We start from the raw sequence: 24,993 nt of genomic DNA, 5'->3' as shown, positions 1-24,993 counted from the left end.
ATAATTTTATGGTTCTACAAGTTAACCCCATCCAAAAAGAACCAATTGTTACTTGGGAAGCACTTCCAGCCGACTTCATTTTACCTGACGATCCAGTGGAAAATATTCAACAACCTGCGATCGCTGCTGCGCTTACCGATGCTTTGGGAAGCACAGGACGCATCCAACCTCAAATGCTGATTGGCTCTAATTTTGGACTTGTAGCCACAGTCAACAAAAAAATTGTTGTCAAAGCTCCAGACTGGTTTTATGTCCCTCAAGTCCAGTCTGTAGGAACAAATGTAGTTCGTCGCAGCTACACCCCGAATTTAGAAGGTGCTGCTGTGGCCGTAGTGATGGAATTTCTCTCAGATACAGAAGGTGGAGAACTATCAGTCCGTTCAACTCCACCCTACGGTAAACTCTATTATTACGAAAAGATTCTCCAAGTTCCAACATACGTAACCTACGATCCCTACGAACCAAGCATAGAACTACGCTGCTTGCAAAATGGACAATATACTTTGCAGCAAGCAGACGCTAATGGACGCTACTGGATTCCTGAGTTAGAGTTATTTCTCGGAATTTGGCAAGGTGAAAGATTATGCCAAACCATGAATTGGCTGCGCTGGTGGGATACAGAAGGAAATATGCTGTTGTGGAGCAGCGAACAAGCCCAACAGGAACGCCAACGTGCTGAACAAGAACGCCAACGCGCTGAACAGGAACGCCAACGTGCTGAACAAGAACGCCAACGCGCTGAACAGGAACGACAACGCGCTGAACAGGAACGCCAACGTGCTGATATATTAGCAGCTAAGTTACATGAGCTAGGTATTGACCCTGATGCGTAGGCGTAGCCCTTCGACTGCGCTCAGGAACCACCCGTCGTAGACATCGCATAACCTAAGCAAATGCTGGGAATAATAATTTTGGGACATCACCAAAATTCTATGAAACAGCAAAAAAATAAGTTCAGCCATCTTACTGCGATCGAAAGAAGTTATCTATCATTTCCTGCACAGTTTTTATTGAATCAAAACCTTCTCCAAGGCAAAATACTAGACTTTGGTTGTGGCTTTGGTAATGATGTTAAAATATTACGCCAAAAAGGTTGTGATATTACAGGCTATGACCCTTATTACTTTCCAGAATATCCTGAGACTAAATTTGATACAATAATTTGCTTTTATGTTTTAAATGCTTTATTTACTGAAGAACAAGCTAATGTTCTTATGGAAGTATCACATTTATTAAAACCAGGAGGTAAAGCTTATTATGCCGTAAGAAGGGATCTCAAAAAAGAAGGGTTCCGAGAACATTATGTCCATAAAAAACCTACTTATCAGTGTATTGCCAGACTTCCCTTTACTTCAATTTGCTTAGATGAATATCGGGAAGTATATGAGTATGTTCACTATAATCATCAGCGAAATTCATCTAACTATTGTATATTCTGTAATCCTCATAAAAATCTCAATTTATTAACTGAATCAGCAACAGCTTATGCTATGTTTGATGGCTATCCTATAAGCAAAGGACACATCTTAATTATTCCCAAACGCCACGTTAGCAGTTATTTTGAACTACCGATGAAAGAGCAATCTGCTTGTTGGTTTATGGTGAATAAAGTACAAGAAATTCTCAAAGCAGAATTTGAACCTGATGGCTTTAATATAGGAATGAATATTAATCGAGCCGCCGGTCAAAATATTATGCACGCCAGTATTCATATCATCCCTCGATACAAAGGTGATACTGTTGGCGCTAAAAGTGGAATCAGGAACGTTATCCCTAAAAAGCAATAGTTTTTCTGCAAGAATTCAGAATTCAGAATTATGCTGTAACTTGATCGCTTTGAAGTAATTATAAAAATTACTGGATCAAACTTATCTCATAAGGTTGAGATCAAATATTAAATGCTTCGTCACTATGCTTTTTCAGTACAATCTCTACTTTGTTATTCTGAGCGTTATAGCGGTTATCAGTCTTGTGAGGTACAGTAGCAGCAGTGAGTAAACCAACCCAGCAAATTCTCTATTGTCACTTCTGCGAATGCCGTATCTAATGCCTGGAGTAAATCAGGGTATGTCCTTGCACCGATGCGACGGAGAATGTTCTTAATCTTGGACCAACAATTCTCAATCGGTGAAAAATCGGGAGAATAGGGGGGGAGATAAATGAGATGAGCGCCAGCAGCGATGAGCAAAGCTTCAAGTTCATCACTTTTATGGATTGAGCAGTTATCCATGATCACCACTGCACCAGGCCAAAGTTTGGGTACGAGCTTTTGGGCGATGAAGGCATCAAAAGTCAAAGCATCGATAGAACCTAAGCCACTCCATTGGGTGAGCAGTCCTTTCAAGCTAATTGCACCAATTACCGAGACATTTTTCCCTTTGCGGTTGGGCTTTTGAGCATAGGCTGAAGGCCAGGCAAGGCGCGGGCACATTTGCGGATGAAGGACAGATTAACTCCCGATTCATCTAAGAAAATCAGCTCTTCGACGGGTATCCCCCTCAAGAGTTTCCAGTACTCAAATCGGGCTAGTTGGACTTCATCACTACCTTTTTTTGTGAGGTGGAGACTTTTTTTTTGAGGTTGAGGTGAAGTTTCCAGCGAACCATCCGATTCACCGTAGCTACCCCAATTAAGACCTCTGTTTTCTCGTAAAGTCGTTCCCGCAATTCGCTTAACGTCGCATCGGGCTGTGCTATGACGAGTTGGCGCAGGATTTCTAACTGTTCAGCATTCAACTTTGTTGCTGTCTGCTCAGTCCGCACCTTGGGGCCTATCATCCCCAATTCTCGATGGCGTTTGAGTAAATTTTGCACAAAACTTAAGGTGACACCAAAGTTTTTAGCCAGTTTTCGTTGGGAAATGTCACCGCAGGCATAAGCATCAACTATTTTTTGACGCAAGTCGAGAGAGTAGGCTTTCATCACCACCAATTATCAGTAGAATTGCTCTCTCCTACTGTACTGAAGTAGACTGATAACCGCTATACTGTAATCATCTCAACTACTGTTGCGTTTGCAGCTTGGCAGCGTCGCTCAATTTGTTTGGCTAGCAAGCCTTTCATTTTGATGATGCTAGCGATCGCTGGATACGCTACAGTTGCAGCAATGGAAGCAGCAGCAATTTTGCTCCGAGAAAAAATATTTTGGTCAAAGCTGGAATATGTCGGTTCAGGCAGTGTAATTACGCTCTTCCTCATATTTGCAATGCAGTTCACGAATAAAAATCGTTGGCTAACGCCTCGAAATACTGCGTTGCTATGGGCTATCCCTACTTTCAATGTGATTTTGGTAGCAACAAACGAATGGCATGGCTTAGTCTGGTCTGGCTTTTTACCAGATCCCAAAGGAAGTAATTTTGTGATTTATCAACATAATCTTGGTTTTTTTTGGATTATGGCCTGCGTTTACCTCTACACGCTTACAGGGGTAGTAATGCTTATTCAGAAAGCCTTAGTGCCATCAGTTCTGTCTCGTCGGCAGTCAAGTATGGCATTAGCCGGTGCAGTATTACCAATATTAGGCGCTAGCTTGTATATGCTCCGCCTCACTCCTCCTGGTCTAAATATCACCCCCATGAGCTTTATGCTGGCTGGACTGTTCTATTTTGTTAGCCTTTTTCGCTTCAGAATGTTTGACCTCGTTCCTGTAGCTAGAGATACGTTGATTGAGAATATGAGTGACGGTGTGCTGGTGTTGGATGCCCAAAATCGGATTATTGACTTTAATCCGGCGCTAAAACATCTTATTGGGGTGAAAAAGCAGCATATTGGACAACCTGCTGCTCAAGTTTTGGCAAAATGGCCAGAAATCATCAGGCTGTACCATACTCATGAAAGCGTCAAAACAGAGATATTCATCAATTCGGTAACTCCTTGTTATGTAGAGCTACTAATTACTTCATTACACAATAAGCGCAAGCAGTTAACAGGTCGTTTACTTGTTTTGCGTGACATTACCCAACGTTATCAGACTCAATCTGAACTGCGACAGGCGAATGAATATTTGCAAAAACAGGTACTTGAAATTCAAACATTACAGGTTCAGTTACGAGAACAGGCTATACGGGACGGGCTGACAGGCTTGTTTAATGGGCGTTATTTTGACGAGATATTTCCAAAAGAACTAGTACGGGGAACGCGGGATTCTGAGCGGGTTGCCCTGATAATGATGGATATCGATTATTTTAAAAAAATTAATGATACATTCGGTCATCAGGCTGGCGATCGCGTAATTCAGGTATTTGCAGACCTTCTTCGCTACTATAGTGATACTAATTCTCAAAACATTGTATGCCGATATGGTGGTGAAGAATTTGTATTAGCTTTACCTGGGCTGACACAGGAGAAAGCGTTTCAACACGCTGAACATATCCGCTTATCGTTTCAAGCTGCGCGGTTGGAATCTAGAGGTAAAGAAATATATACAACAGTTTCAGGTGGAGTGGCCGTGTTTCCAGATCATGGAAAAACCACTGATGAGTTATTGCAAGTAGTTGATCAAGCGCTATATGCCGCTAAGTTAGATGGCCGTAATTGCATCAAGTGTGTGCAATCTAATTGATAAGATGTAGAAATTTCAACAGCGTTGCGAAGCGATCGCAAAGTCTTTGGGATTGCTTCGTAATGACATCTTAATATTTAATTATGCCTACCTACTTAACCCAGATTATCTGGATCTATTCCTAGCGCTCTTAATTGTTCTGTCAATTGTTGCACCCGTTCTTCTGCTTGTTGAGCGCGTTGTGCTTCTTGTTGAGCGCGTTGTGTTTCTTGTTGAGCGCGTTGTGCTTCTTGTTGAGCGCGTTGTGTTTCTTGTTTTACTTGTTCTGCGGGCGTGAGATATCGTTGTGCTTGCTCATCATACCAATACATCCATTCCCGCGTTACACCGCAATAATTTCCCCTTTCGCAACCAATTCCTAAGCCGATTTCTGGTAGCCAAACGGGGTTTCCCTCTTGCAATTCATACTTACCATTAACTAACTTATGTACTTCCAGATGGGGTTTGCGGCGGCGACGAGAGGAATAAATCACGTAGTAAAGTACACCTAAAGCCTCGTATTCATCCAATTTAGTAGTGTATTCCTTGCGATAGTTTTGGGAAACTACTTCTAACACGAAAATCGGTACAACATTTTCATCCCACAACACATAACTGGGACGCAACTCTTCATCATAAAACCGCTCTATCCCTAAGCTTAAAAACCCATCTGGCACAATGGGCGGTTTATCAGGATGATAATAAATACCCATATCTATGGCAAATAGCCAGTCCATGCGTTCTGCCCAAAGTATTAGCAGGATCGCCTTCAGCAAACCTGGTATCAATTCTTGCAGTTCATTATCCACAGGTGTTTCGTCAGAGTCTGGTAGCTCCTCAGCTGAGGGTAAGTACCTTGGCAAGTTGTACTCTAACATGGCTGGTTTCCCCAAAACTCAAAGGATATTTGGCTCACCAGAATTATAGCGATTTTTCCGCAACTATATTTCAGTAGAGTACTAATGTACATTGAATACTCTACTGAATATAGTTGCTAGCTTTTAATTACTAAAAAATTTTAAATCTGCCGGAATCATGAGCAATAAAATTTATTTGATGCCTAAATTCTAGCTATCACAATCCGATTATCTTAAATTATGCAATGTTTTGCTTTGACTAAGAGATACCACTTGTGGTATTGAAAAACAGACAAGATTCGACAGATATATTAGTTACTAGCTCGTTTCCTGGTTGTGTATAGCATTGCCTCTGATAAAGTTGCAGCCCTGTCAAGCATACAAGCGTTTATTCCCTACCAAGGAAGTTACTTAAACCGATAAAATTTTGGTAACTCTTAACTATTAATAAATATATAGGTGCTTAGTGCTATTAATGCTTTATATTTAGCGACAGGGTGGCGCAAACAGCCACTCATCCTTAAATACTGAGGAGGGAGTACCCATCGAAAGCAACTCACGCTTCGATACCATCAGCACGTAGCGTAAGTAAAGGTTAAATTCATATTCAAACGAATAATTTTTGCTGAAGTGCGACAGATAAAGACTAAACTAAAAAGTCTTGTGCAGCAAAACCTGTAGCTTTAAATGAAGTAATCATGTCTAAGGTTCTTGTCTCAGATTCTATTGACCAAGCTGGAATTGACATTCTTTCGCAAGTTGCTACTGTTGATGTCAAAATAGGTCTAAAACCAGCCCAACTGCTCGAAATTATTGGTGAATATGACGCACTGATGATTCGCTCTAGTACGCGGGTCACTCAAGAAATCATTGAAGCTGGCACTCAGCTAAAAATTATCGGCCGTGCTGGCGTGGGTGTGGATAATGTGGATGTTCCCGCAGCCACACGCCGAGGAATTGTAGTAGTCAATTCTCCAGAGGGAAACACAATTGCCGCCGCTGAACACGCGCTAGCAATGATTCTGTCTTTGTCTCGCCACATCCCCGATGCTAACGCTTCGGTGAAACGCGGTGCGTGGGATCGCAATAGCTTTGTTGGCGCGGAAGTCTACAAAAAAACTCTCGGCGTTGTCGGTTTGGGTAAAATTGGCTCCCATGTTGCGGCTGTAGCTAAGACAATGGGGATGAAACTCCTAGCTTATGACCCTTTTATTTCTACAGAACGAGCCGAACAAATTGGCTGTCAGTTGGTGGAGCTAGATTTACTCTTCCAGCAAGCAGACTATATCACCCTACACATCCCCAAAACCCCAGAAACCACGCACTTAATCAATGCCACAACCCTGGCAAAAATGAAACCTACAGCCCGGATTATCAACTGCGCTCGTGGTGGGATCATTGATGAAGTAGCTTTAGCAGCAGCTTTGAAAGCGGGTAAAATTGGTGGTGCAGCCTTGGATGTGTTCGAGTCAGAACCTCTGGGTGAATCGGAATTGCGATCGCTAGGTAAGGAAGTTATCCTCACCCCCCACTTGGGAGCCTCTACCGCAGAAGCTCAAGTGAATGTGGCAATTGATGTTGCCGAACAAATTCGGGATGTACTTTTAGGACTACCAGCGCGTTCAGCCGTAAACATTCCCGGACTCGGCCCCGATGTGTTGGAAGAACTCAAACCCTACATGCAACTAGCAGAAACTCTGGGTAATCTAGTAGGACAGCTAGCTGGCGGACGGGTGGAAGTACTCAATATTCGTTTGCAAGGCGAACTTGCAACCAATAAAAGTCAGCCTTTGGTAGTAGCTGCCCTGAAAGGATTACTTTACCAAGCTTTGCGCGAACGGGTAAATTACGTCAATGCCAGCATAGAAGCTAAAGAACGCGGAATTCGGGTAATTGAAACCCGTGATGCTTCCATCAGAGACTATGCCGGAACGCTTCATCTAGAAGCTACGGGTACTTTAGGTACTCATTCGGTCACAGGTGCTTTGCTAGGCGAGCGGGAAATCCACCTAACCGATGTTGACGGTTTCCCCATTAACGTCCCACCCAGCAAATATATGCTGTTTACCCTGCACCGCGATATGCCGGGGATTATTGGCAAACTTGGTTCATTACTCGGCAGTTTTAATGTGAATATTGCCAGTATGCAAGTAGGTCGTAAAATCGTCCGTGGTGATGCGGTAATGGCTTTGAGTATAGATGACCCTTTACCAGAGGGCATTTTGGATGAGATTATAAAAGTCCCTGGTATTCGGGACGCGTATACAGTAACTCTATGAGTGCTGAGTGCTGAGTAGTGAGTGCTGAGTGATAGAAAAGTGAGAAAGAAAACTCCTAACTCCTAACTCCCTCATACTCAGCACTCACCACTCACCACGGGCTAAATGCCCCGCTAGCGCTAACAGCACTCTAAAGATGGCAAACACCTGGTGGGAACTACAGATTTTATGTGAGCCAGACCTAGAAGATTCAATCTTTTGGCGACTGGAAGATTTTGGCTGTCGTGGGACAGCTAGTGAAAATAAAGGAAATTCATCTTTAGTTAGGGCTTATTTATCGACACTTCAAACGCAGCTGCTAGATTTGGCAGCACTATCGCTGTGGCTGCGTCAAGATGCCCTCTGTGTAGGAGTTTCATCTCCCTCACTGCAATGGCAGTTAATTGATGAGGAAGATTGGGCAACTAGCTGGAAACAATATTGGCATCCGCAAGAAATTGGCGATCGCTTCCTAATTAATCCCGCGTGGCTACCATTACCAGAAACAACAGAACGGTTGGTAATTCGTCTTGACCCTGGTGTAGCATTTGGTACGGGCAACCATGCCACCACCCAGCTATGTTTGGAATCCCTAGAAATGAGGCTGAGTCGAGTTCCTCAGTCATTTGTGGGTAATAGTGGCAAACATAAACATCTGGTAATTGCAGATATTGGCTGTGGTTCTGGTATCCTTTCCATTGGAGCGCTGCTACTGGGAGCCGAAAAAGTCTATGCAGTAGATAATGACCCTTTAGCGGTGCAATCAACTATCAGTAATGGTGTCCTGAATGACATTGACTCAGAACGTTTACTACCAGCACTGGGAAGTGTAGACGTTTTAACAAAACTGCTTGATAAACCAGTGGACGGTATAGTTTGCAATATTTTGGCTCATGTAATTATTGAGTTGATTCCAGAAATGAGTGCGATCGCTAAACCTGAAACTTGGGCAATCTTCAGTGGTATTTTACTAGAACAATCTAAAGCTGTTGCTGATGCTTTAGAACAAAATGGTTGGGTCGTTGCTACCCTGTGGAAACGAAAAGAATGGTGTTGCTTGAATGTACGGCGTTCTTAACCGATGCAAAACTGGGCAATACCCTGCCGGAAGCGACTTTGCGTCTACATGAATTGCTCTTAGCTGAAAATGAAGGTTTCAGCTATGGTTTGCGTCAGTCTTGTAGAAAAAATGGATGATACGTTTTAACAGTATTCGACTTAAGTATAAGTAATCAAGCAATCTGAAGTGACATAATATATAGATTAACCACTATTGACTTTTGAAACCAGCGATGAAAGAACGGCTACAAATCCACAAAAAAGCTGACTCATCCGCTCCTAAGTCAGAACAAGGTCAGTTGCGATCGCACTTGTTAACTACTCACTCTCAACTTGGCTCCAACAAGTCTATAGTACAGGCAAAAGTAGAGAATCAGAAATTTCAAGAGTATCAGTTCGAGGCAACAAAACTCCAAATCCAAGCCAAGCATGGCACGATCACGCCAGACGGACAGGAACGACTCACAGTATTACAGACCAAGATGAATGAGTCGTTGCAGCAAGGGAAGGAACACTCTTTTCAGTTTGGTCATAACATTGACAAAATGGCTATAAAACGTGCTGATACTGTATCGCTGGCACAAATGCAGCCCCTTTGGGAACCAAAAATACAGCCAAAACTCACTATCGGTCAACAAGGAGATCGCTATGAGCAAGAAGCGGATAGAGTAGCTACTTCTGTTGTCAGCCAACTTAGTCCACCTACTTTGCAAAGCCAGGAAGGACAACAGACGACCTTACCAGGTAGCAGAAACGAGCCAGCAAGCTCTGAAGAAATATTAGCAGCAAATAACTCAGCAAATAAAAAACAAAAATTTTTACAAGATTACTCACTAGCCAAAACATTAGTAAATGGTATAGACGACACATTACCAGAAGATAAAATCCTAGAACAACTATTCAAAAACTTTGGAAATATCCAATTTCAATACACAATGGTGAGCAAGAGCCAAGAAACTCTCTTGAAAGGCTCTCCAGAAGGAGATTGCCAGACATTAGCTCGTGCTTTTAAAAAAGTTGCAGAAGAATATTTCGGCATCGAAAAAATAACAGTTGAAAGCATTGCCAAACCTTTTTTGAGTGAAGCGGGAGTTACTCCATACCAAGGCAAAAAGCCTAATTGTGATGATGGGAAGCGGTGGTTTTTCCAAAACCATTATTGGGCTAGTTGGAACGGAAAGGTCTACGATGTTTTATTCCTCAGCCATAAGCGAACCGAAGCAGATATGGCAAAACAGATGCAGCCACTTACATCTATGTTGATGCCTGAACAAGAGTACTATGAAACAGAAAAAGGAAAAGTTGTATATCCAATCGTTAATAAGTACTCAACTGTAGAAATTAGTATATTTGAGAAACTGAAAAACTTTGTGAATAATCTTGGTAGATTTTTCTCTGACAATATGAGTGCGATAATCAATAAAATTCAGTCTTTATTGTCTAAAGGTGGAAACAACGCTAGTGGTTTTGATTCTTTAATGAGAGAACTAGAAAATGACAAAACCAGTACTGTGGTCTCAAATAATCAAAATCAATAATTATAGACCTTGATGGTATCGCTAATTGAGTGCGATCGCAGTAATGCACCTACTTACTTCGACAAAACCACGCTTTGACGTACAGTACGCTTGCGATTGCTTTTACGAATACCTCCAGCCATCTGATATTCATGGCTATTGTTACCATATTTATAGCGGTTATCAGTCTTGTGAGGTACAGTAGCAGCAGTGAGTAAACCAACCCAGCAAATTCTCTATTGTCACTTCTGCGAATGCCGTATCTAATGCCTGGAGTAAATCAGGGTATGTCCTTGCACCGATGCGACGGAGAATGTTCTTAATCTTGGACCAACAATTCTCAATCGGTGAAAAATCGGGAGAATAGGGGGGGAGATAAATGAGATGAGCGCCAGCAGCGATGAGCAAAGCTTCAAGTTCATCACTTTTATGGATTGAGCAGTTATCCATGATCACCACTGCACCAGGCCAAAGTTTGGGTACGAGCTTTTGGGCGATGAAGGCATCAAAAGTCAAAGCATCGATAGAACCTAAGCCACTCCATTGGGTGAGCAGTCCTTTCAAGCTAATTGCACCAATTACCGAGACATTTTTCCCTTTGCGGTTGGGCTTTTGAGCATAGGCTGAAGGCCAGGCAAGGCGCGGGCACATTTGCGGATGAAGGACAGATTAACTCCCGATTCATCTAAGAAAATCAGCTCTTCGACGGGTATCCCCCTCAAGAGTTTCCAGTACTCAAATCGGGCTAGTTGGACTTCATCACTACCTTTTTTTGTGAGGTGGAGACTTTTTTTTTGAGGTTGAGGTGAAGTTTCCAGCGAACCATCCGATTCACCGTAGCTACCCCAATTAAGACCTCTGTTTTCTCGTAAAGTCGTTCCCGCAATTCGCTTAACGTCGCATCGGGCTGTGCTATGACGAGTTGGCGCAGGATTTCTAACTGTTCAGCATTCAACTTTGTTGCTGTCTGCTCAGTCCGCACCTTGGGGCCTATCATCCCCAATTCTCGATGGCGTTTGAGTAAATTTTGCACAAAACTTAAGGTGACACCAAAGTTTTTAGCCAGTTTTCGTTGGGAAATGTCACCGCAGGCATAAGCATCAACTATTTTTTGACGCAAGTCGAGAGAGTAGGCTTTCATCACCACCAATTATCAGTAGAATTGCTCTCTCCTACTGTACTGAAGTAGACTGATAACCGCTATACAAGCAATACCACGCAAGATTTTCTCAGAGTAGTCTGCCAAATCTTGTTCGTAACAGATTAATGTGAACTACCCAGCCTTGGCTTCGCCGTTCCTATTCCCGTAAAAAAGTGTAGACTGGGTTCCTAGTTTCACCGCTTTCCCCATTCTCCGCATCTTCCTTATAAAAAAATCCGATGCCTTAATTAAGTGCAGATCAAGCTTCCATATAATAGTTGAAGAAGTGCAACAAAATTAAACATCAAGTAAAGTCCCTCCTCTGTCACTCCCTCTCCAACATACCCCTATATGGGCAATACATTATAAACGCCTTAAAGGCAGTTTTCTTAAAAGTATTGCTCCTGCAAGCTTAATTTTGGCTTGGCAGACTAGATAAATCGGGTCTGGTTGGCATCTGGGCGGTTCAATTCAGAATTTTGCCTTTAGCACGCTACACGAACACAACAGGAGAACACGAAATCTATGACCAGACTAGAAACCCGCACTGAACCAATGGTGCTAAACATGGGGCCACACCACCCCTCAATGCACGGGGTTCTGCGGCTAATCATGACTCTGGATGGCGAGGATGTTGTTGACTGTGAACCGGTCATCGGCTATTTGCACCGGGGAATGGAAAAAATCGCTGAGAACCGTACTAATGTAATGTACGTTCCTTACGTTAGTCGCTGGGACTACGCTGCGGGAATGTTCAACGAAGCTGTCACTGTTAACGCCCCAGAAAAGCTTGCAGGTGTCGCTGTCCCCAAACGCGCTAGCTACATTCGCGTCATCATGCTGGAGTTGAACCGCATTGCTAACCACTTGCTATGGTTTGGCCCCTTCCTAGCTGACGTAGGCGCACAAACTCCCTTCTTCTACCAGTTCCGGGAACGGGAGATGATTTATGATTTGTGGGAAGCTGCCACAGGTTATCGGATGGTGAATAATAACTACTTCCGTGTTGGTGGAGTAGCAGCCGATTTACCTTACGGTTGGGTAGATAAGTGTCTGGAATTCTGCGACTACTTATTGCCCAAAGTTGATGAGTACGAACGCTTAGTAACTGATAACCCCATCTTTCGGCGACGTGTTGAGGGTATTGGGACTATCACCCGTGAAGAAGCAATTAACTGGGGACTTTCTGGCCCAATGTTACGCGCATCTGGAGTGCAATGGGATTTGCGGAAGGTTGACCATTACGAATGTTACGATGATTTCGACTGGGATGTGCAGTGGGAAACCGCCGGTGATTGCTTTGCCCGTTACGTGGTGCGGATGCGGGAAATGCGCGAATCTGTAAAGATTATTCGCCAAGCAATTAAAGGACTTCCTGGCGGCCCTTACGAAAATCTGGAAGCGAAGCGTTTAGCCGCAGGTAAAAAATCTGAGTGGGACGCATTTGATTACCAATTCATCGGTAAAAAGGTTTCTCCCACCTTCAAGATTCCCAAGGGTGAAATCTATGCCCGTGTAGAAAGTGGCAAAGGTGAATTAGGAATTTATTTGGTTGGCGATGATAATGTCTTCCCTGCACGTTGGAAGATTCGCGCCGCAGATTTCAACAACCTCCAGATTGTTCCACATTTACTGCGCGGGATGAAGGTTGCAGATATTGTGGTGATTCTCGGTAGTGTTGACGTAATTATGGGTTCTGTGGATAGGTAGAGTAAATAGCTATCTAATTATTTTTTTGAGTAGTTGTATTATGCAACTGCTCTTTTTTTATTTTTGAAGACGCGATAAATCGCCGTCTCTACAAAGAATTGATTCTTATACAGACGGCGATTTATTGCGTCTCTAATCTGGCTGGAAATATTTTTTACTCATATAACAGACATATAACAGATGTACAAAATATTTATGAGTTTCAAATAATGCCCCGGATATTTGACAACATTGATTTACAACTACTGCCGATTTTACGAGAAACTCTCAAAGTATCTTATCGCGCAGACTTTTGCGTTGGCTACTTCAACCTCAGAGGTTGGCGAAGAATTGATGACTTAATCGAACAGTACGTTGGTAGTGAAAATGCTTGTTGTCGTTTGCTAATTGGGATGCAAAGTTTACCCAGTGATGAAGTTCATGCAGCGTTTAGCTTTGTTAGTGGTGATGGAAGGATTGACAATAGTGCCATCGTGCGGTTTAAAAAACGCATGGCGGCGGAATTTCGTCAGCAGTTGACTATCGGTGCGCCGACTAATCAGGATGAAGCGGGGTTGCGGCGGTTAAGTCATCAGCTAAAAAGTCAGAAGGTAATTATTAAACTGTTTTTGCGTCATTCTCTCCATGCCAAGTTATATCTTGTGCATCGCAATGACCCGAATACCCCAACTGTGGGATTCTTGGGTAGTAGTAATTTAACCCTTCCCGGATTGGCAAAACAAGGGGAGTTGAATGTTGATATTCTAGACCACGATGCTTGTAATAAACTACAAAAGTGGTTTAGTGATCGCTGGCAAGATTACGGTTGTGTAGATATTTCTCAAGAATTAGCAGAAATTATTGACCAAAGTTGGGCTAGGCAAGAGCCAGTTTCGCCTTACTACATCTACCTTAAGATAGCTTACCACTTATCCCACGAAGCGATCGCCGGACTTTCAGAATTTCGTATTCCCCGCGAATTTAATAACTTATTTGATTTCCAAAAAGCTGCCGTACAGCTAGCAGCACGTCATGTAACTAGGCGTGGTGGCGTGTTAGTGGGTGATGTGGTCGGTTTGGGTAAAACTTTAGTTGGAACTGCCTTAGCCAAGATATTACAAGAAGATTGTTATTTAGAAACACTGATTATTTGCCCAAAAAACTTAGTACCAATGTGGCAAGAATATGTAAATAACTATCGGTTACTTGCCGAAATTATGCCAATTAGTCAAGTACAAAATAAATTACCAAAACTGCGGCGTTACCGAGTTGTGTTAATTGATGAAAGTCATAATTTACGTAACCGCGAAGGTAAACGTTATCGAACGATAATAGAATATATTACAGCTAACGAAAGTAAATGTATTTTATTATCTGCAACTCCTTACAATAAAAGTTATCTTGACCTTTCCGCCCAACTGCGGCTATTTGTGCCAGAAGACCAAGATTTAGGATTAAGACCAGAAGCTTTAATAAATGAACTCGGTGGCAGTTCGGTAGGAGAATTAGAGTTTATTAGAAAGCATCAATGTTCAGTCCGTTCTTTAGCGGCTTTTGAGAAAAGCGAACACCCTGATGATTGGCGAGAATTGATGAAGCGTTATATGGTGCGGCGCACTCGTTCTTTTATTAAAGAAAATTATGCCCGTACAGATGAAACAGGACGGAAATATTTAGAATTTTCTGATGGGAGACATTCTTATTTTCCCCAGCGTGTGCCTCGTAGTCTCAAGTTTCCTTTAGAAGGTTCTGATACAGACTTTTATGCTCGTCTTTATTCGGAGTTAGTAATAGAAGTAATTAATCAACTAAATTTACCGCGTTATGGGCTAGGGAATTACATTATTGCTAAATCCAAACAGCCGCCTACAGACACCGAACAACGTTTTATTAATAGCTTATTTCGTGGCGGGAGGAGATTAATGGGTTTTTCGCGCACTAATTTATTTAAACGTTTAGAAAGTAGTGTTGTTGCTTTTATCCAATCAATTGAACGCCATATTTTACGGAACTTCATTTATTTATATGCTTTAGAACAAGGGCTTGATATTCCGATTGGAACTCAAGAGGCTGAGTTATTAGATACGAGTAATAATGATGAAGATGCTGATTCTATTGTAGCAGCTTTATTTGATACAGAAACGGAAGAAGATGATTCTACAGTTTCGCTGCAAGTGGAGAGAGAACGAGAAATAACTGTTTTTTCTAATGAAGATGATAAAACATCTAAAACAGAAAAGGTTTTTCGTCAAAGAGCAGAATCAATTTATCAAGAATATAGAACTCGATATCATCGAAGATTTAAATGGCTGCGTTCTACACTTTTTGATATAAAAAAGCTCAAACATGATTTACTAGAAGATGCCAAAGCACTGATTAATGTGCTGCAACAGTGTGGCGAGTGGAATCCTCAAAAGGATGAAAAACTTGCAGCTTTAATTAAACTGCTAACAAAAACTCACCCTCAAGATAAAGTCCTAATCTTCACTCAGTTTGCTGATACAGTCCGTTACCTTGTAGAGAATTTACAGTCGAGTCTTATGACTAACGTCGCCGGAGTGACAGGACAAGCTAAAGACCCGACAGTAATGACAGGAAGATTTAGCCCTGTGAGTAATGGAAAACGAGAGCAAATTTCATCATCAGAAGAGTTGCGGATTTTAATAGCCACTGATGTTTTGAGTGAAGGTCATAATTTGCAAGACTGTGCAATTATCGTCAATTGGGATTTACCTTGGGCAATTATTCGCTTAATTCAACGCGCCGGACGGGTAGACCGCATTGGACAAAATGCAGACCAAATTCTCTGTTATTCTTTTTTACCAGCCGAGGGAGTGGAACGGATTATTAATTTGCGGGGACGACTCCGCAAACGACTGCAAGAAAATGCTGAGGTGGTGGGAACTGATGAAGCTTTTTTTGAAGATGATGATGCACGAGTAATTCTTGATTTATACAACGAGAAATCTGGAATTTTAGATGGTGAAGAAGATACAGAAGTTGATTTGACTTCTGAAGCGTTTCAAATTTGGAAAAAAGCTACTGATAATAATCCAGGTTTGAAAAAAACCATTGAAGAAATGCAAAATGTAGTTTATTCTACCCGCGCCCATACTCCGCAACCTGTGCAACCAGAGGGAGTATTGCTTTATATGAAAACTACCGAAGGAAATGATTCTTTAATTTATGTTGACCGCGATGGAAATAGCGTTACTCAATCACAATTAGCAGTTCTTCGGGTAGCGGCGTGTGAAGAATCTACTCCAGCGATACCCAGAGATAAACAACATCACGAGTTAGTAAAAAAGGGTGCTGAATTGATTTCTGAAGAAGAGAAGAATGCAGGTGGTCAATTAGGACGGCCATCAGGTGCAAGGTTCCGCACTTATGAACGATTGAAGAGTTATATTCAAGAAATGAAAGGAACACTATTTGTTAGTGAAGAACTTTTAAAAGCAATTGATGAAATTTACCGTTATCCTTTGCGACAGTCAGCCATTGATACTCTCAACCGTCAACTGAGAAGCGGTATTAATAATCAGCAGTTAGCTGAGTTAGTCGTAGCGTTACGGATGGATGACCGTTTGTGTATTGTCACAGAAGAATTAGAAAAACGAGAACCTCAAATTATTTGTTCACTGGGATTATTTTGTAATTCGTAATTTTTCGTTCAGGCAATAGACGCGATAAATCACCGTCTCTACAAAGAGCTAATTATTGTAGAGACGGCGATTCATCGCGTCTTTGTTATATTTAAAGATATAATTTAACTATTTTAGGAGTAATTTTTATGGTTATATTATCATCTAATCTTTCTTTAACAGAGTTTTTGCAATTACCAGAAACCAAACCAGCTAGCGAATATATTGATGAAAATATCTACCAAAAACCAATGCCGCAGGGAAAACATAGCAGAATCCAAACTCGTTTATCAACTGAGATTAATCAGGTAAGCGAATCTGAGCAAAAGGCTTTAGCATTAACTGAATTACGCTGCACATTTGGAGGACGTTCTTTAGTTCCAGATATTGCTGTATTTGAGTGGTCACGGCTTGTTATTGATGAATCTGGAGAAATTGCCAATAAATTTGAAATTTATCCAGATTGGATAATTGAAATTTTATCACCTGACCAATTTCCTAACCGTGTGATTGATAAAATTATTTTCTGTATTAATCATGGTACAAAACTAGGTTGGTTTATTGACTCTAATGATAAATCAGTGATGGTATTTCAACCTAATAAATTGCCAGAAGTAAAATATAATAATGATAAATTGACTGTTATTGATGGATTAGCAGACTGGCAAATTACGCCAGCAAATATATTTAGTTGGTTAAAGGTTAAATAGCGAGACTATTCGGTTAAGGCAATAAACGCGATAAATCGCAGTCTCTACAAAGGACTGATTATTGTAAAGACGGCGATTTATCGCATCTTTGGGAACTTGTGGAAAACACCTAAATTAGAAAGCAAACTGGGGTTTGAATAAGTCAAAGCTGCTTTTGCTTGCGGAAAATACCAAAATGAGTAAGTCAAATCACCTTTTGAGTAAGTAAAAGTTCCTTTTGCTTGCGGAAAACACCAAAATGAATAAGCAAACTGGAGTTTGAATAAGTCAAAGCTGCTTTTGCTTGCGGAAAACACCAAAATGAATAAGTCAAATCACCTTTTGAATAAGTCAAAGCTTGTTTTTATTAAGCATTTCAGTATTTTGAGAAAGTAAACGGGCATTTTTATAAAGCAATTAGGCATTTTGATAAAGTAATCAGCAAATATACTTGGTAATTAAAAATTACGCTTATACAAAACAAAGTCGGCATTTATAGAACTCAGGTAATATCCCTGAACCTACTTTGATATAAAGGATTTATAAAGTATAAAAAGCATGGTAAAAATTTAACTCATATAAAAAGAGTTACTTAAAGTCCGCCAGCGCAGACTTAATTTTTAAAGCCACAGATTTATTTTCCGAATGGCAAAATTACCATGCTTGGGTTTTATTTTCTAAGCATGGTAAATTATGTCTCTGAATTTTCAACGAACCCGCGATTTACTCAATAACTTTCAATTTAGTGATTTATTTATAGAAGAATTAGGTTGGTCTAAACCTTCCAGGCAAAAACCTGTAAGTTTAAAAATTGAGAATAATACGTATCGATACCAAAAGATTGCTGAACTTTCAGGCGTTGCAATCTTTGAAGTCACCGCAGCAGATGGGAATATACCAGAGGCTAAAGTTAGAAATGCTATTCATAAAGAAATTACTAAACTTATAGCTGAAAATCTCCTAATCTTTATTACTGAAGAACGCACACGTAGTCTTTGGTATTGTGTGAAACGAGAAGGAAGTAAAAGCTACGTTCGTGACCACTTATATGTGAAAGGTCAACCAGGAGACTTATTTTTAAGCAAGCTTGGTTCTTTAGTTATTGATATTACTGAATTAGAACATGGTGAACCGACGGTTGTCGAAATTGCTTATAAATTACAACGCGGTTTTGATGTTGAGCCAGTAACTAAGAAGTTTTACAAGGAATTTCAAGAGCAACACCAGAAGTTTTTACTGTTTGTTAAAGGAATTGATAACGAGACAGATAGACGTTGGTATACATCGGTAATTCTCAACCGTCTAATGTTTGTTTATTTTCTCCAGCGTAAGGGTTTTATTGATAACAAAGATTTAAATTATCTGCAAAATAAGCTAGAACAAAGCAAACAAAAAGCTGAAAATCGTTTTTATGACGAATTCCTCAAGGCTTTGTTTTTTGAAAGCTTTGCTAAACCTGAGTTTGAACGCGATTTATCTGTACAAGAATTGGTAGGAAAGGTTAAGTACCTGAATGGTGGACTATTTCTCAAGCATCATATTGAAGATAAATATGATATCTCTATAGTTGATGAGGCGTTTGAGCAAGTTCTAGATTTATTTGGGCGTTATTCTTGGAATCTGGATGATACGCCAGAAGGTAAAGACGATGAGATAAACCCTGATGTTTTAGGTTACATTTTTGAAAAATACACCAATCAAAAGGCTTTTGGAGCTTACTATACTAGACCACAGATTACAGAATATCTCTGTGATAGAACTATTCACAAGTTAATTGTAGACCGCGTAAATAATGCGCTATCTGATAAGTATAAGTCATTTGAAGATATTAACGAGCTTCTCATCAAGCTGGATACAAATGTTTGTCATCTGTTAATAGAAAATATTCTTCCTAATTTATCAATTCTTGACCCAGCTTGCGGTTCTGGTGCTTTTCTTGTTGCAGGGATGAAGACGCTAATCCAAGTTTATAGTGCTGTGTTTGGAACCATTAAATTGATGGGTGATGATACTCTCAAAAAGAAGCTTGAAGATATAGAAAATTCCCATCCATCACTACCTTATTTTATCAAAAAACTTATTGTTTCTGATAACCTCTATGGTATAGATATCATGGAAGAAGTAATGGAAATTGCGAAACTGCGCCTTTTCTTAGCTTTGGTTTCTTCTGCTCACGATGTTGAAGAGTTAGAACCATTGCCTAATATTGATTTTAATATTATGGCGGGTAATTCGTTAATTGGTTTAATTCGGGTAGATGATACTGCTTTTGATGCGGTAGGAAATTCACTACAAGGAAATCTATTACAGTCTTTAACCGCAGATAATTATAAGAAAATTCTCGAAGAAAAAAATAAATCTGTTGATTTGTACAAAAAACATGCTTTTTTACCTAAAGCGTTACCCGATACAGATACACCTCAAGATACTCGATTGAAACACCTCCGCAAAAATATTGAACAACTCAACAACAAATCGCAAGAAAAGTTAAATCTTTTGCTGTTGGATGAGTTTAGTAAGCGTTTGGGTATCAAGTATGAGGAAGTTCAGTTAACTGGAAAGTCACATAAGCGTGTTTTGAAGGTTGAGGATATTGCAGCTTTGAAGCCGTTTCACTGGGGTTATCATTTTAACGAGGTTTTAGAACGCGGCGGTTTTGATGCAATTATCACTAATCCACCGTGGGAAACTTTTCAGCCTGATGCTAAGGAATTTTGCTCTGAATACAGTGATGTCGTGTCTAAGAAAAAGATGGACATCAAAGATTTCGAGGTTGAACTAAAACGTTTATTAATAGATACAAAAATACAAAAAGCATGGTTAAAGTATCAAAGCGATTACAACCATCAAAGAGAGTATTTTAGATTTGCTGAACAGTATAAAAATCAAGTTCCTATAATTAACGGTAAACGTCACGGTAAAGATATTAATCTTTACAAAATGTTTTTAGAACAATGTTTTAATCTCTTACGTCAGGGTGGTGAATGTGGTATCGTTATACAAGTGGTATTTATACTGATTTAGGAGCTAAGAAGCTTCGAGAAATGCTATTTAATAATACTAAAATTACTGGTTTATTCTGCTTTGAAAATCGCAAAACAATTTTTGAAGGGGTTCATCGGAGTTTTAAATTTGTTATTCTAACTTTTGAGAAAGAAGGCAAAACAGAAAAATTTCCTGCTGCTTTTATGCGGCAAGATGTCAAAGAACTGCAAGAGTTTCCCAAAAATAATGGTTTACCTATTAGTATTGACTTAGTACGAAAGCTATCACCTGATTCTCTCTCTGTAATGGAGTTCAAAAATGAGCTTGATTTTCACATTGCTGATAAAATGACCAAGTTCCCATTGCTGGGTGAAAAAGTTGAAGATAAATGGAACTTAGAACTACATCGTGAATTTAATATGACTGATGATGCTTTTCTTTTCAAGAAAAAGCCAGAGAAAGGTACATTAGCGCTCTATGAAGGTAAAATAATTCATCAGTTCACTCATATCTTTGCTGAAGCAAGGTATTGGATAGATGAACGCGAAGGTAGAAAAGCATTATTAAAACGAAATGAAGTAGATAAAGGTCAAAAGTTTGATTATCAAAACTACCGTCTAGGCTATAGGGATGTAGCACGTAATACAGATATTCGGACAATGATTGCAGGGATTTTACCACCTCAGATTTTTGCAGGAAACACATTAGTGTTGGCAGATCCATTTCCAAAGCTGAATGAATTGCTGTTTGTATGCGCTGTACTTAATAGCTTTGCTTACGATTTTATAATTCGCCAAAAAGTAACAGCGCATTGTAATATGTTTTATGTTTATCAGACACCCGTCCCACGTTTAACAAAAAACGATCGCAGCTTCAACGATATTGTACAACGCGCTGCCAAACTTATCTGCACCACACCAGAATTTGACGAACTCGCGCAAGAAGTCGGTTTAGGTTCCCATCAACAAGGCGTTACCGACGAAACAGAACGCGCTAAACTCCGCGCCGAACTCGATGGAATGGTAGCACACCTTTACGGTTTAACTGAAGATGAATTTAGCTACATCCTCACAACATTTCCCATTGTGAATGCAACCGTTAAAGAAGCAGCATTAGAAGCTTACCGTAACTTTGCCCCAATGTTTGCAGAATCAGAAAGACTTGCATTAACTCATTAAAGCAAAGATAGCTGGCAATAGGCTTGGGTTAAGGACTACTGGTAAAAATTTTGGGTTTTTGAGACGCGATAAATCGCCGTCTCTACAAGTGTTTTGGTCTTATTTAAACTATATGACTGATAATTTTCTGTAACTATGAATACAAACTAACTTGTGATTTAGTGAAAACTTGCAGATTAAATCGCAACCAATAATTTATACTATAAAAAACTTAAGATGCATATTATCTTTAAAATTCAAACATCTGTAACTTTAAATTTATAATTTGGTATCTTCCCTAGTGTAGATTAAAAAATGCTACTTCTTAATAATTTATTTTAAATTGACGGAGAGGTTTACTAGTATTCTATTTCGTTAAAATTGAATTGCTGCCATCAATACAAAAATGTATTTAAATAAAGTGTAATAAATTACTATATAAATCCGGCAGCATTTACTTAGTAGTCATATTAGAACCGTGCAAATTCATCCTCACTCCGAATTTAACCACAGCCGCGATCGCCGTAAACAGGGTTTGCAAATTTTGCTAGACCGCCTTGTTAAAAGAATGCAGCGCGATGAGTTAGTGCGGCAAACAACTAATCAACTCAGAGAATCACTTCAAGTCGATCGGGTGGTGTTGTATTATTTTTACAGGGAATGGCAAGGTCAAGTAACTTTTGAATCTTTAAGTTCTCAAGAATTCTCAATACTAGGTTCTACTGGGCCAGATGATTGTTTTAACAATGAGTATGCTGCTTTATACTCAGCAGGACGAGTAAAAGCGATCGCTGATATTGAATTAGAGCCAATCCAGTCCTGTCACCGAGATTTTCTGAGCAATTTGCAGGTTCGCGCCAATTTAGTTGTACCAATTTTGATTCCTAGAGGATTATGGGGATTGCTAGTAGCACATCACTGCCAAGGGCCTCATTATTGGTCGTCATCAGATATAGAAATGATGCAAACAGGGGCACAAACTTTAGCAACAGATCGTAATATTCTAGAGAGTTAAGTTACTGTGTATTCAAATCGCATAGAGTTAAGTAGCATAAATCCCCGCTAACACTGCTTTTTCTAGATAAGGAGAAAAAACTGTGAAATTTGGTTACACGGTCATCTGGGTAGAAGATGTAGTTAAAACAGTTGAGTTTTACGAGAAAGCTTTTGGTCTAGTTCGTCGCACTCTCCAAGATAAAGGGCAATCTATCTGGGCCGAAATCGAAACCGGAAACACCACACTAGCTTTCTCCTCTAGTAGCGAAGCACAGAAGTTATTTCCTGGTGGCTTCCATCCCAACGATCCCACACAACCATCGGCATTAATCGAGATATCATTTATCACTCCTGATGTTGGCAGTGCTTACATGAGAGCGATCGGATCGGGTGCAAAAGCATTAGATGCCCCTAAAACTCATGGGGGACAAACTATTGCTCGTGTCCGTGATCCCAATGGTGTGCTAGTGTCGTTGGTGAGTGGCTAAGTAACAAATTGACTTTTAGCAGATGTCTTGATCTAGATTGCTACTTCTAGATTGGGCTTATACTGGCCATAGGAAAACAGCACTGCCCAGATATTAAGATGCTACTTGTTCCTACTGTTACCCCGATTCCCCTTGTAACTGATGCAAATGGCGTTGTTAGAGTTAGCAAAACCCGCATCACTTTAGATACAGTCGTTACAGCTTTCCTTGAAGGGGCTACAGCAGAAGAGATCAGAGAACAGTACCCATCGCTTCATCTTTGGGATATTTATTTGGTGATTGGTTATTACTTAGGACACTAAGCTGAGGTTGATGCCTACCTTCGAGAGCGTCAAAGGCTTGCTGCGGAGGTTCAACAGGAAGCTGAAAAGCGTTTTAATCCTATTGGAGCGCGCGATCGCCTTTTAGCAAGACGCAACCCATAAGGGTAAATTACGATACTGCGTTTCTTGACTGATGAGAAAATCTAAAATCTGAAATTTTATGGATTCAAATCCAGCGCTGTGTGCAGCGATCGCAAATCATATTACCACTAGTCCTCAGCAACGAATTACTTTTGCCCAATTCATGGATTTGGCACTATATCACCCTGAATACGGCTACTATTCCAGCGATGCACTCAAAATAGGCTTTAAAGGTGGTGATTTTTTCACCTCTCCTAACCTCTGTCCTGACTTTGGCGAATTACTAGCAGAGCAATTTTTCCAAATGTGGGAGATTTTAGGAAAACCTGTACCTTTTTCTCTGGTAGAAATGGGGGCAGGTCAAGGATTGCTTGCATTGCATATCCTTAAATATCATCAACAGCACTATCCAGATTTTTTTACCGCCCTAGAGTACATCATTGTTGAAAAGTCTCCAACTTTAAGACAAGAACAGCAACAACGCTTACAAGATTTACCCGTGCGTTGGTGTAATTTAGAGGAGATACCACCAAATGCGATCGCAGGCTGCTTTTTCTCTAACGAGTTAGTAGATGCGTTCCCCGTACATCAATTCATCCTAGAAACGGGCGAACTTCGAGAAATTTATGTAACCACAGATAGTAATGACAAAGAAACTAATGCCCCATGCCCATCATTTGTAGAAGTCACAGGAGAATCTTCAACCCCCCAACTGGCTGAATATTTAGACTTAGTGGAAATGAACTTTACCCAAAGTGCATATCCCGATGGCTACCGTAGTGAAATTAATTTAGCGGCTGGTGACTGGTTGAGTATAGTAGCAGACCGCTTGCAGCGCGGCTATGTGTTAACAATTGATTATGGCTACCCCGCCAGCCGTTACTATAATCCCAGGCGCTCGCAAGGAACCCTACAGTGTTATTACCATCATCGTTTCCATGACAACCCTTATATTAATATTGGGCGACAAGATATCACAGCCCATGTTGACTTTACAGCTTTGGAACGCTGGGGCGAACGGTACAATTTAAAGAATATTGGTTTTATTCAGCAGGGATTATTTTTGATGGCGTTGGGGTTAGGCGATCGCATTGCAGCCCTTTCCGAGCAAAAGCAACCTCTCTCGCAGTTACTACAGCATCGGGATGCACTACACCAACTTATAGATCCCACAGGACTAGGCGGCTTTGGAGTCTTAATTCAGAGCAAAGGTCTGGACAATAAAGAAACTTCTCAAAAACTCAAAGGATTGACCCTGCCAGAGTAAAGGTAAATTTGAAAAGTTAAAACTCTATTTAAGAATGCAGTATCAATATTATTTAGACTAGCATAACAGTGAATACTGTAAAGTTAAACACACTACCAAAGTAATAATTATGTCAACTCATGACCTGCTAATGCTAGCAACACTACTTACCCCTGGTATTTTACTGTCAGTGATAATTATGGTGACTTTTGCGGCTGGTGGATAGTCAACAAATAGAGGTTATCAGTGTTCAGAAATAACTGTTCACTGATAACTGATAAGCTAAAAAACATCTAATTTGCATAATCTAATTAAACATAACTCTTGT

Annotated in this window: 20 protein-coding genes; 15 read left to right on the top strand and 5 right to left on the bottom strand. The window is 40.4% G+C overall.

Annotated features, from left to right (window positions below; translation table 11 throughout):
• Window positions 1–8 precede the first annotated feature (8 nt).
• Window positions 9–833 (top strand): Uma2 family endonuclease, encoded by an 825-nt coding sequence (locus FBB35_RS01985; protein WP_174708255.1) that lies wholly within the window; start codon window positions 9–11, stop codon window positions 831–833.
• A gap of 99 nt (window positions 834–932) precedes the next feature.
• A complete protein-coding gene (locus tag FBB35_RS01980) occupies window positions 933–1,787 on the top strand; it encodes an HIT family protein (protein ID WP_174708254.1) in 855 nt (284 codons plus the stop codon).
• Between the two features lie 176 nt (window positions 1,788–1,963).
• On the opposite strand, the gene FBB35_RS34175 is transcribed toward FBB35_RS01980, so the two are convergent.
• Window positions 1,964–2,431 (bottom strand): transposase, encoded by a 468-nt coding sequence (locus FBB35_RS34175; RefSeq protein WP_254625790.1) that lies wholly within the window; start codon window positions 2,429–2,431, stop codon window positions 1,964–1,966.
• Between the two features lie 94 nt (window positions 2,432–2,525).
• The gene (locus tag FBB35_RS34170) at window positions 2,526–2,921 is read right to left on the bottom strand and encodes a transposase (protein ID WP_254625668.1); all 396 of its coding nucleotides are present in this window, start codon (window positions 2,919–2,921) and stop codon (window positions 2,526–2,528) included.
• Between the two features lie 69 nt (window positions 2,922–2,990).
• Between FBB35_RS34170 and FBB35_RS01970 the strand changes: the two genes are divergently transcribed.
• A complete protein-coding gene (locus tag FBB35_RS01970; RefSeq protein WP_174713493.1) occupies window positions 2,991–4,559 on the top strand; it encodes a histidine kinase N-terminal 7TM domain-containing protein in 1,569 nt (522 codons plus the stop codon).
• Between the two features lie 95 nt (window positions 4,560–4,654).
• Here the strand turns inward: FBB35_RS01970 and FBB35_RS01965 are convergent, their stop codons facing one another.
• Entirely contained in the window at window positions 4,655–5,416 is a 762-nt protein-coding gene (locus FBB35_RS01965; protein WP_174708253.1) for a Uma2 family endonuclease, read from the bottom strand.
• Between the two features lie 677 nt (window positions 5,417–6,093).
• On the opposite strand from FBB35_RS01965, the gene serA reads away from it, so the two are divergent.
• The 3 genes from serA to FBB35_RS01950 all read left to right on the top strand — a co-directional run bounded on the left by serA (window position 6,094) and on the right by FBB35_RS01950 (window position 10,250).
• Window positions 6,094–7,674, top strand: coding sequence for a phosphoglycerate dehydrogenase (gene serA, locus FBB35_RS01960; protein WP_174708252.1), 1,581 nt, complete (start codon window positions 6,094–6,096; stop codon window positions 7,672–7,674).
• A gap of 136 nt (window positions 7,675–7,810) precedes the next feature.
• Window positions 7,811–8,731, top strand: a complete 921-nt coding sequence (prmA, locus tag FBB35_RS01955) for a 50S ribosomal protein L11 methyltransferase (protein ID WP_174708251.1) — start codon at window positions 7,811–7,813, stop codon at window positions 8,729–8,731.
• A 214-nt stretch (window positions 8,732–8,945) separates the two neighbouring features.
• Window positions 8,946–10,250: a hypothetical protein gene (locus FBB35_RS01950; RefSeq protein WP_174708250.1), complete on the top strand. Its 1,305-nt coding sequence runs from the start codon at window positions 8,946–8,948 to the stop codon at window positions 10,248–10,250.
• Between the two features lie 162 nt (window positions 10,251–10,412).
• Here FBB35_RS01950 and FBB35_RS34165 read toward each other — a convergent pair whose 3' ends face one another.
• Complete coding sequence (locus tag FBB35_RS34165) at window positions 10,413–10,880, bottom strand: transposase (protein WP_254625790.1); 468 nt, start codon at window positions 10,878–10,880, stop codon at window positions 10,413–10,415.
• A 94-nt stretch (window positions 10,881–10,974) separates the two neighbouring features.
• Window positions 10,975–11,370 carry a transposase gene (locus FBB35_RS34160; RefSeq protein WP_254625668.1) on the bottom strand — a complete coding sequence of 132 codons (396 nt, stop codon included), beginning with the start codon at window positions 11,368–11,370 and terminating at the stop codon, window positions 10,975–10,977.
• Window positions 11,371–11,895: 525 nt separating this feature from the next.
• Between FBB35_RS34160 and FBB35_RS01940 the strand changes: the two genes are divergently transcribed.
• The 9 genes from FBB35_RS01940 (at window position 11,896) to FBB35_RS01905 (ending at window position 24,686) form a co-directional block, all read left to right on the top strand.
• On the top strand, window positions 11,896–13,080 hold the full coding sequence (locus FBB35_RS01940; protein ID WP_012411270.1) for an NAD(P)H-quinone oxidoreductase subunit H: 1,185 nt from the start codon (window positions 11,896–11,898) through the stop codon (window positions 13,078–13,080).
• Window positions 13,081–13,289: 209 nt separating this feature from the next.
• A complete protein-coding gene (locus FBB35_RS01935; RefSeq protein WP_174708249.1) occupies window positions 13,290–16,721 on the top strand; it encodes a helicase-related protein in 3,432 nt (1,143 codons plus the stop codon).
• A 128-nt stretch (window positions 16,722–16,849) separates the two neighbouring features.
• On the top strand, window positions 16,850–17,410 hold the full coding sequence (locus FBB35_RS01930) for a Uma2 family endonuclease (protein WP_174708248.1): 561 nt from the start codon (window positions 16,850–16,852) through the stop codon (window positions 17,408–17,410).
• Window positions 17,411–18,082: 672 nt separating this feature from the next.
• Complete coding sequence (locus FBB35_RS01925; RefSeq protein ID WP_254625789.1) at window positions 18,083–20,413, top strand: DNA methyltransferase; 2,331 nt, start codon at window positions 18,083–18,085, stop codon at window positions 20,411–20,413.
• Window positions 20,374–21,552, top strand: coding sequence for a hypothetical protein (locus tag FBB35_RS34155; protein ID WP_254625788.1), 1,179 nt, complete (start codon window positions 20,374–20,376; stop codon window positions 21,550–21,552). Before FBB35_RS01925 ends, FBB35_RS34155 begins: the two co-directional genes overlap by 40 nt.
• Before the next feature lie 457 nt (window positions 21,553–22,009).
• The gene (locus FBB35_RS01920) at window positions 22,010–22,546 is read left to right on the top strand and encodes a GAF domain-containing protein (protein ID WP_174708247.1); all 537 of its coding nucleotides are present in this window, start codon (window positions 22,010–22,012) and stop codon (window positions 22,544–22,546) included.
• A gap of 82 nt (window positions 22,547–22,628) precedes the next feature.
• Window positions 22,629–23,015 carry a VOC family protein gene (locus FBB35_RS01915; RefSeq protein ID WP_174708246.1) on the top strand — a complete coding sequence of 129 codons (387 nt, stop codon included), beginning with the start codon at window positions 22,629–22,631 and terminating at the stop codon, window positions 23,013–23,015.
• A 98-nt stretch (window positions 23,016–23,113) separates the two neighbouring features.
• Complete coding sequence (locus FBB35_RS34150) at window positions 23,114–23,317, top strand: DUF433 domain-containing protein (protein ID WP_254625787.1); 204 nt, start codon at window positions 23,114–23,116, stop codon at window positions 23,315–23,317.
• Between the two features lie 181 nt (window positions 23,318–23,498).
• On the top strand, window positions 23,499–24,686 hold the full coding sequence (locus FBB35_RS01905; protein WP_174708245.1) for a class I SAM-dependent methyltransferase: 1,188 nt from the start codon (window positions 23,499–23,501) through the stop codon (window positions 24,684–24,686).
• The last annotated feature ends 307 nt before the right edge of the window (window positions 24,687–24,993 follow it).

This window comes from Nostoc sp. TCL240-02, assembly GCF_013343235.1.
Lineage (GTDB): Bacteria > Cyanobacteriota > Cyanobacteriia > Cyanobacteriales > Nostocaceae > Nostoc.
Note: the sequence above shows the minus strand (reverse complement) of the source record. Positions and strands in the feature narration are given on the sequence as shown.

Coding starts and splice junctions, on each gene's coding strand:
- FBB35_RS01985 (WP_174708255.1), top strand. CDS start 9: ATGGTTCTACAAGTTAACCCCATCCAAAAAGAACCAATTGTTACTTGG.
- FBB35_RS01980 (WP_174708254.1), top strand. CDS start 933: ATGAAACAGCAAAAAAATAAGTTCAGCCATCTTACTGCGATCGAAAGA.
- FBB35_RS34175 (WP_254625790.1), bottom strand. CDS start 2,431: ATGTGCCCGCGCCTTGCCTGGCCTTCAGCCTATGCTCAAAAGCCCAAC.
- FBB35_RS34170 (WP_254625668.1), bottom strand. CDS start 2,921: ATGAAAGCCTACTCTCTCGACTTGCGTCAAAAAATAGTTGATGCTTAT.
- FBB35_RS01965 (WP_174708253.1), bottom strand. CDS start 5,416: ATGTTAGAGTACAACTTGCCAAGGTACTTACCCTCAGCTGAGGAGCTA.
- serA (WP_174708252.1), top strand. CDS start 6,094: ATGTCTAAGGTTCTTGTCTCAGATTCTATTGACCAAGCTGGAATTGAC.
- prmA (WP_174708251.1), top strand. CDS start 7,811: ATGGCAAACACCTGGTGGGAACTACAGATTTTATGTGAGCCAGACCTA.
- FBB35_RS01950 (WP_174708250.1), top strand. CDS start 8,946: ATGAAAGAACGGCTACAAATCCACAAAAAAGCTGACTCATCCGCTCCT.
- FBB35_RS34165 (WP_254625790.1), bottom strand. CDS start 10,880: ATGTGCCCGCGCCTTGCCTGGCCTTCAGCCTATGCTCAAAAGCCCAAC.
- FBB35_RS34160 (WP_254625668.1), bottom strand. CDS start 11,370: ATGAAAGCCTACTCTCTCGACTTGCGTCAAAAAATAGTTGATGCTTAT.
- FBB35_RS01940 (WP_012411270.1), top strand. CDS start 11,896: ATGACCAGACTAGAAACCCGCACTGAACCAATGGTGCTAAACATGGGG.
- FBB35_RS01935 (WP_174708249.1), top strand. CDS start 13,290: ATGCCCCGGATATTTGACAACATTGATTTACAACTACTGCCGATTTTA.
- FBB35_RS01930 (WP_174708248.1), top strand. CDS start 16,850: ATGGTTATATTATCATCTAATCTTTCTTTAACAGAGTTTTTGCAATTA.
- FBB35_RS01925 (WP_254625789.1), top strand. CDS start 18,083: ATGTCTCTGAATTTTCAACGAACCCGCGATTTACTCAATAACTTTCAA.
- FBB35_RS34155 (WP_254625788.1), top strand. CDS start 20,374: ATGTGGTATCGTTATACAAGTGGTATTTATACTGATTTAGGAGCTAAG.
- FBB35_RS34150 (WP_254625787.1), top strand. CDS start 23,114: ATGCTACTTGTTCCTACTGTTACCCCGATTCCCCTTGTAACTGATGCA.
- FBB35_RS01905 (WP_174708245.1), top strand. CDS start 23,499: ATGGATTCAAATCCAGCGCTGTGTGCAGCGATCGCAAATCATATTACC.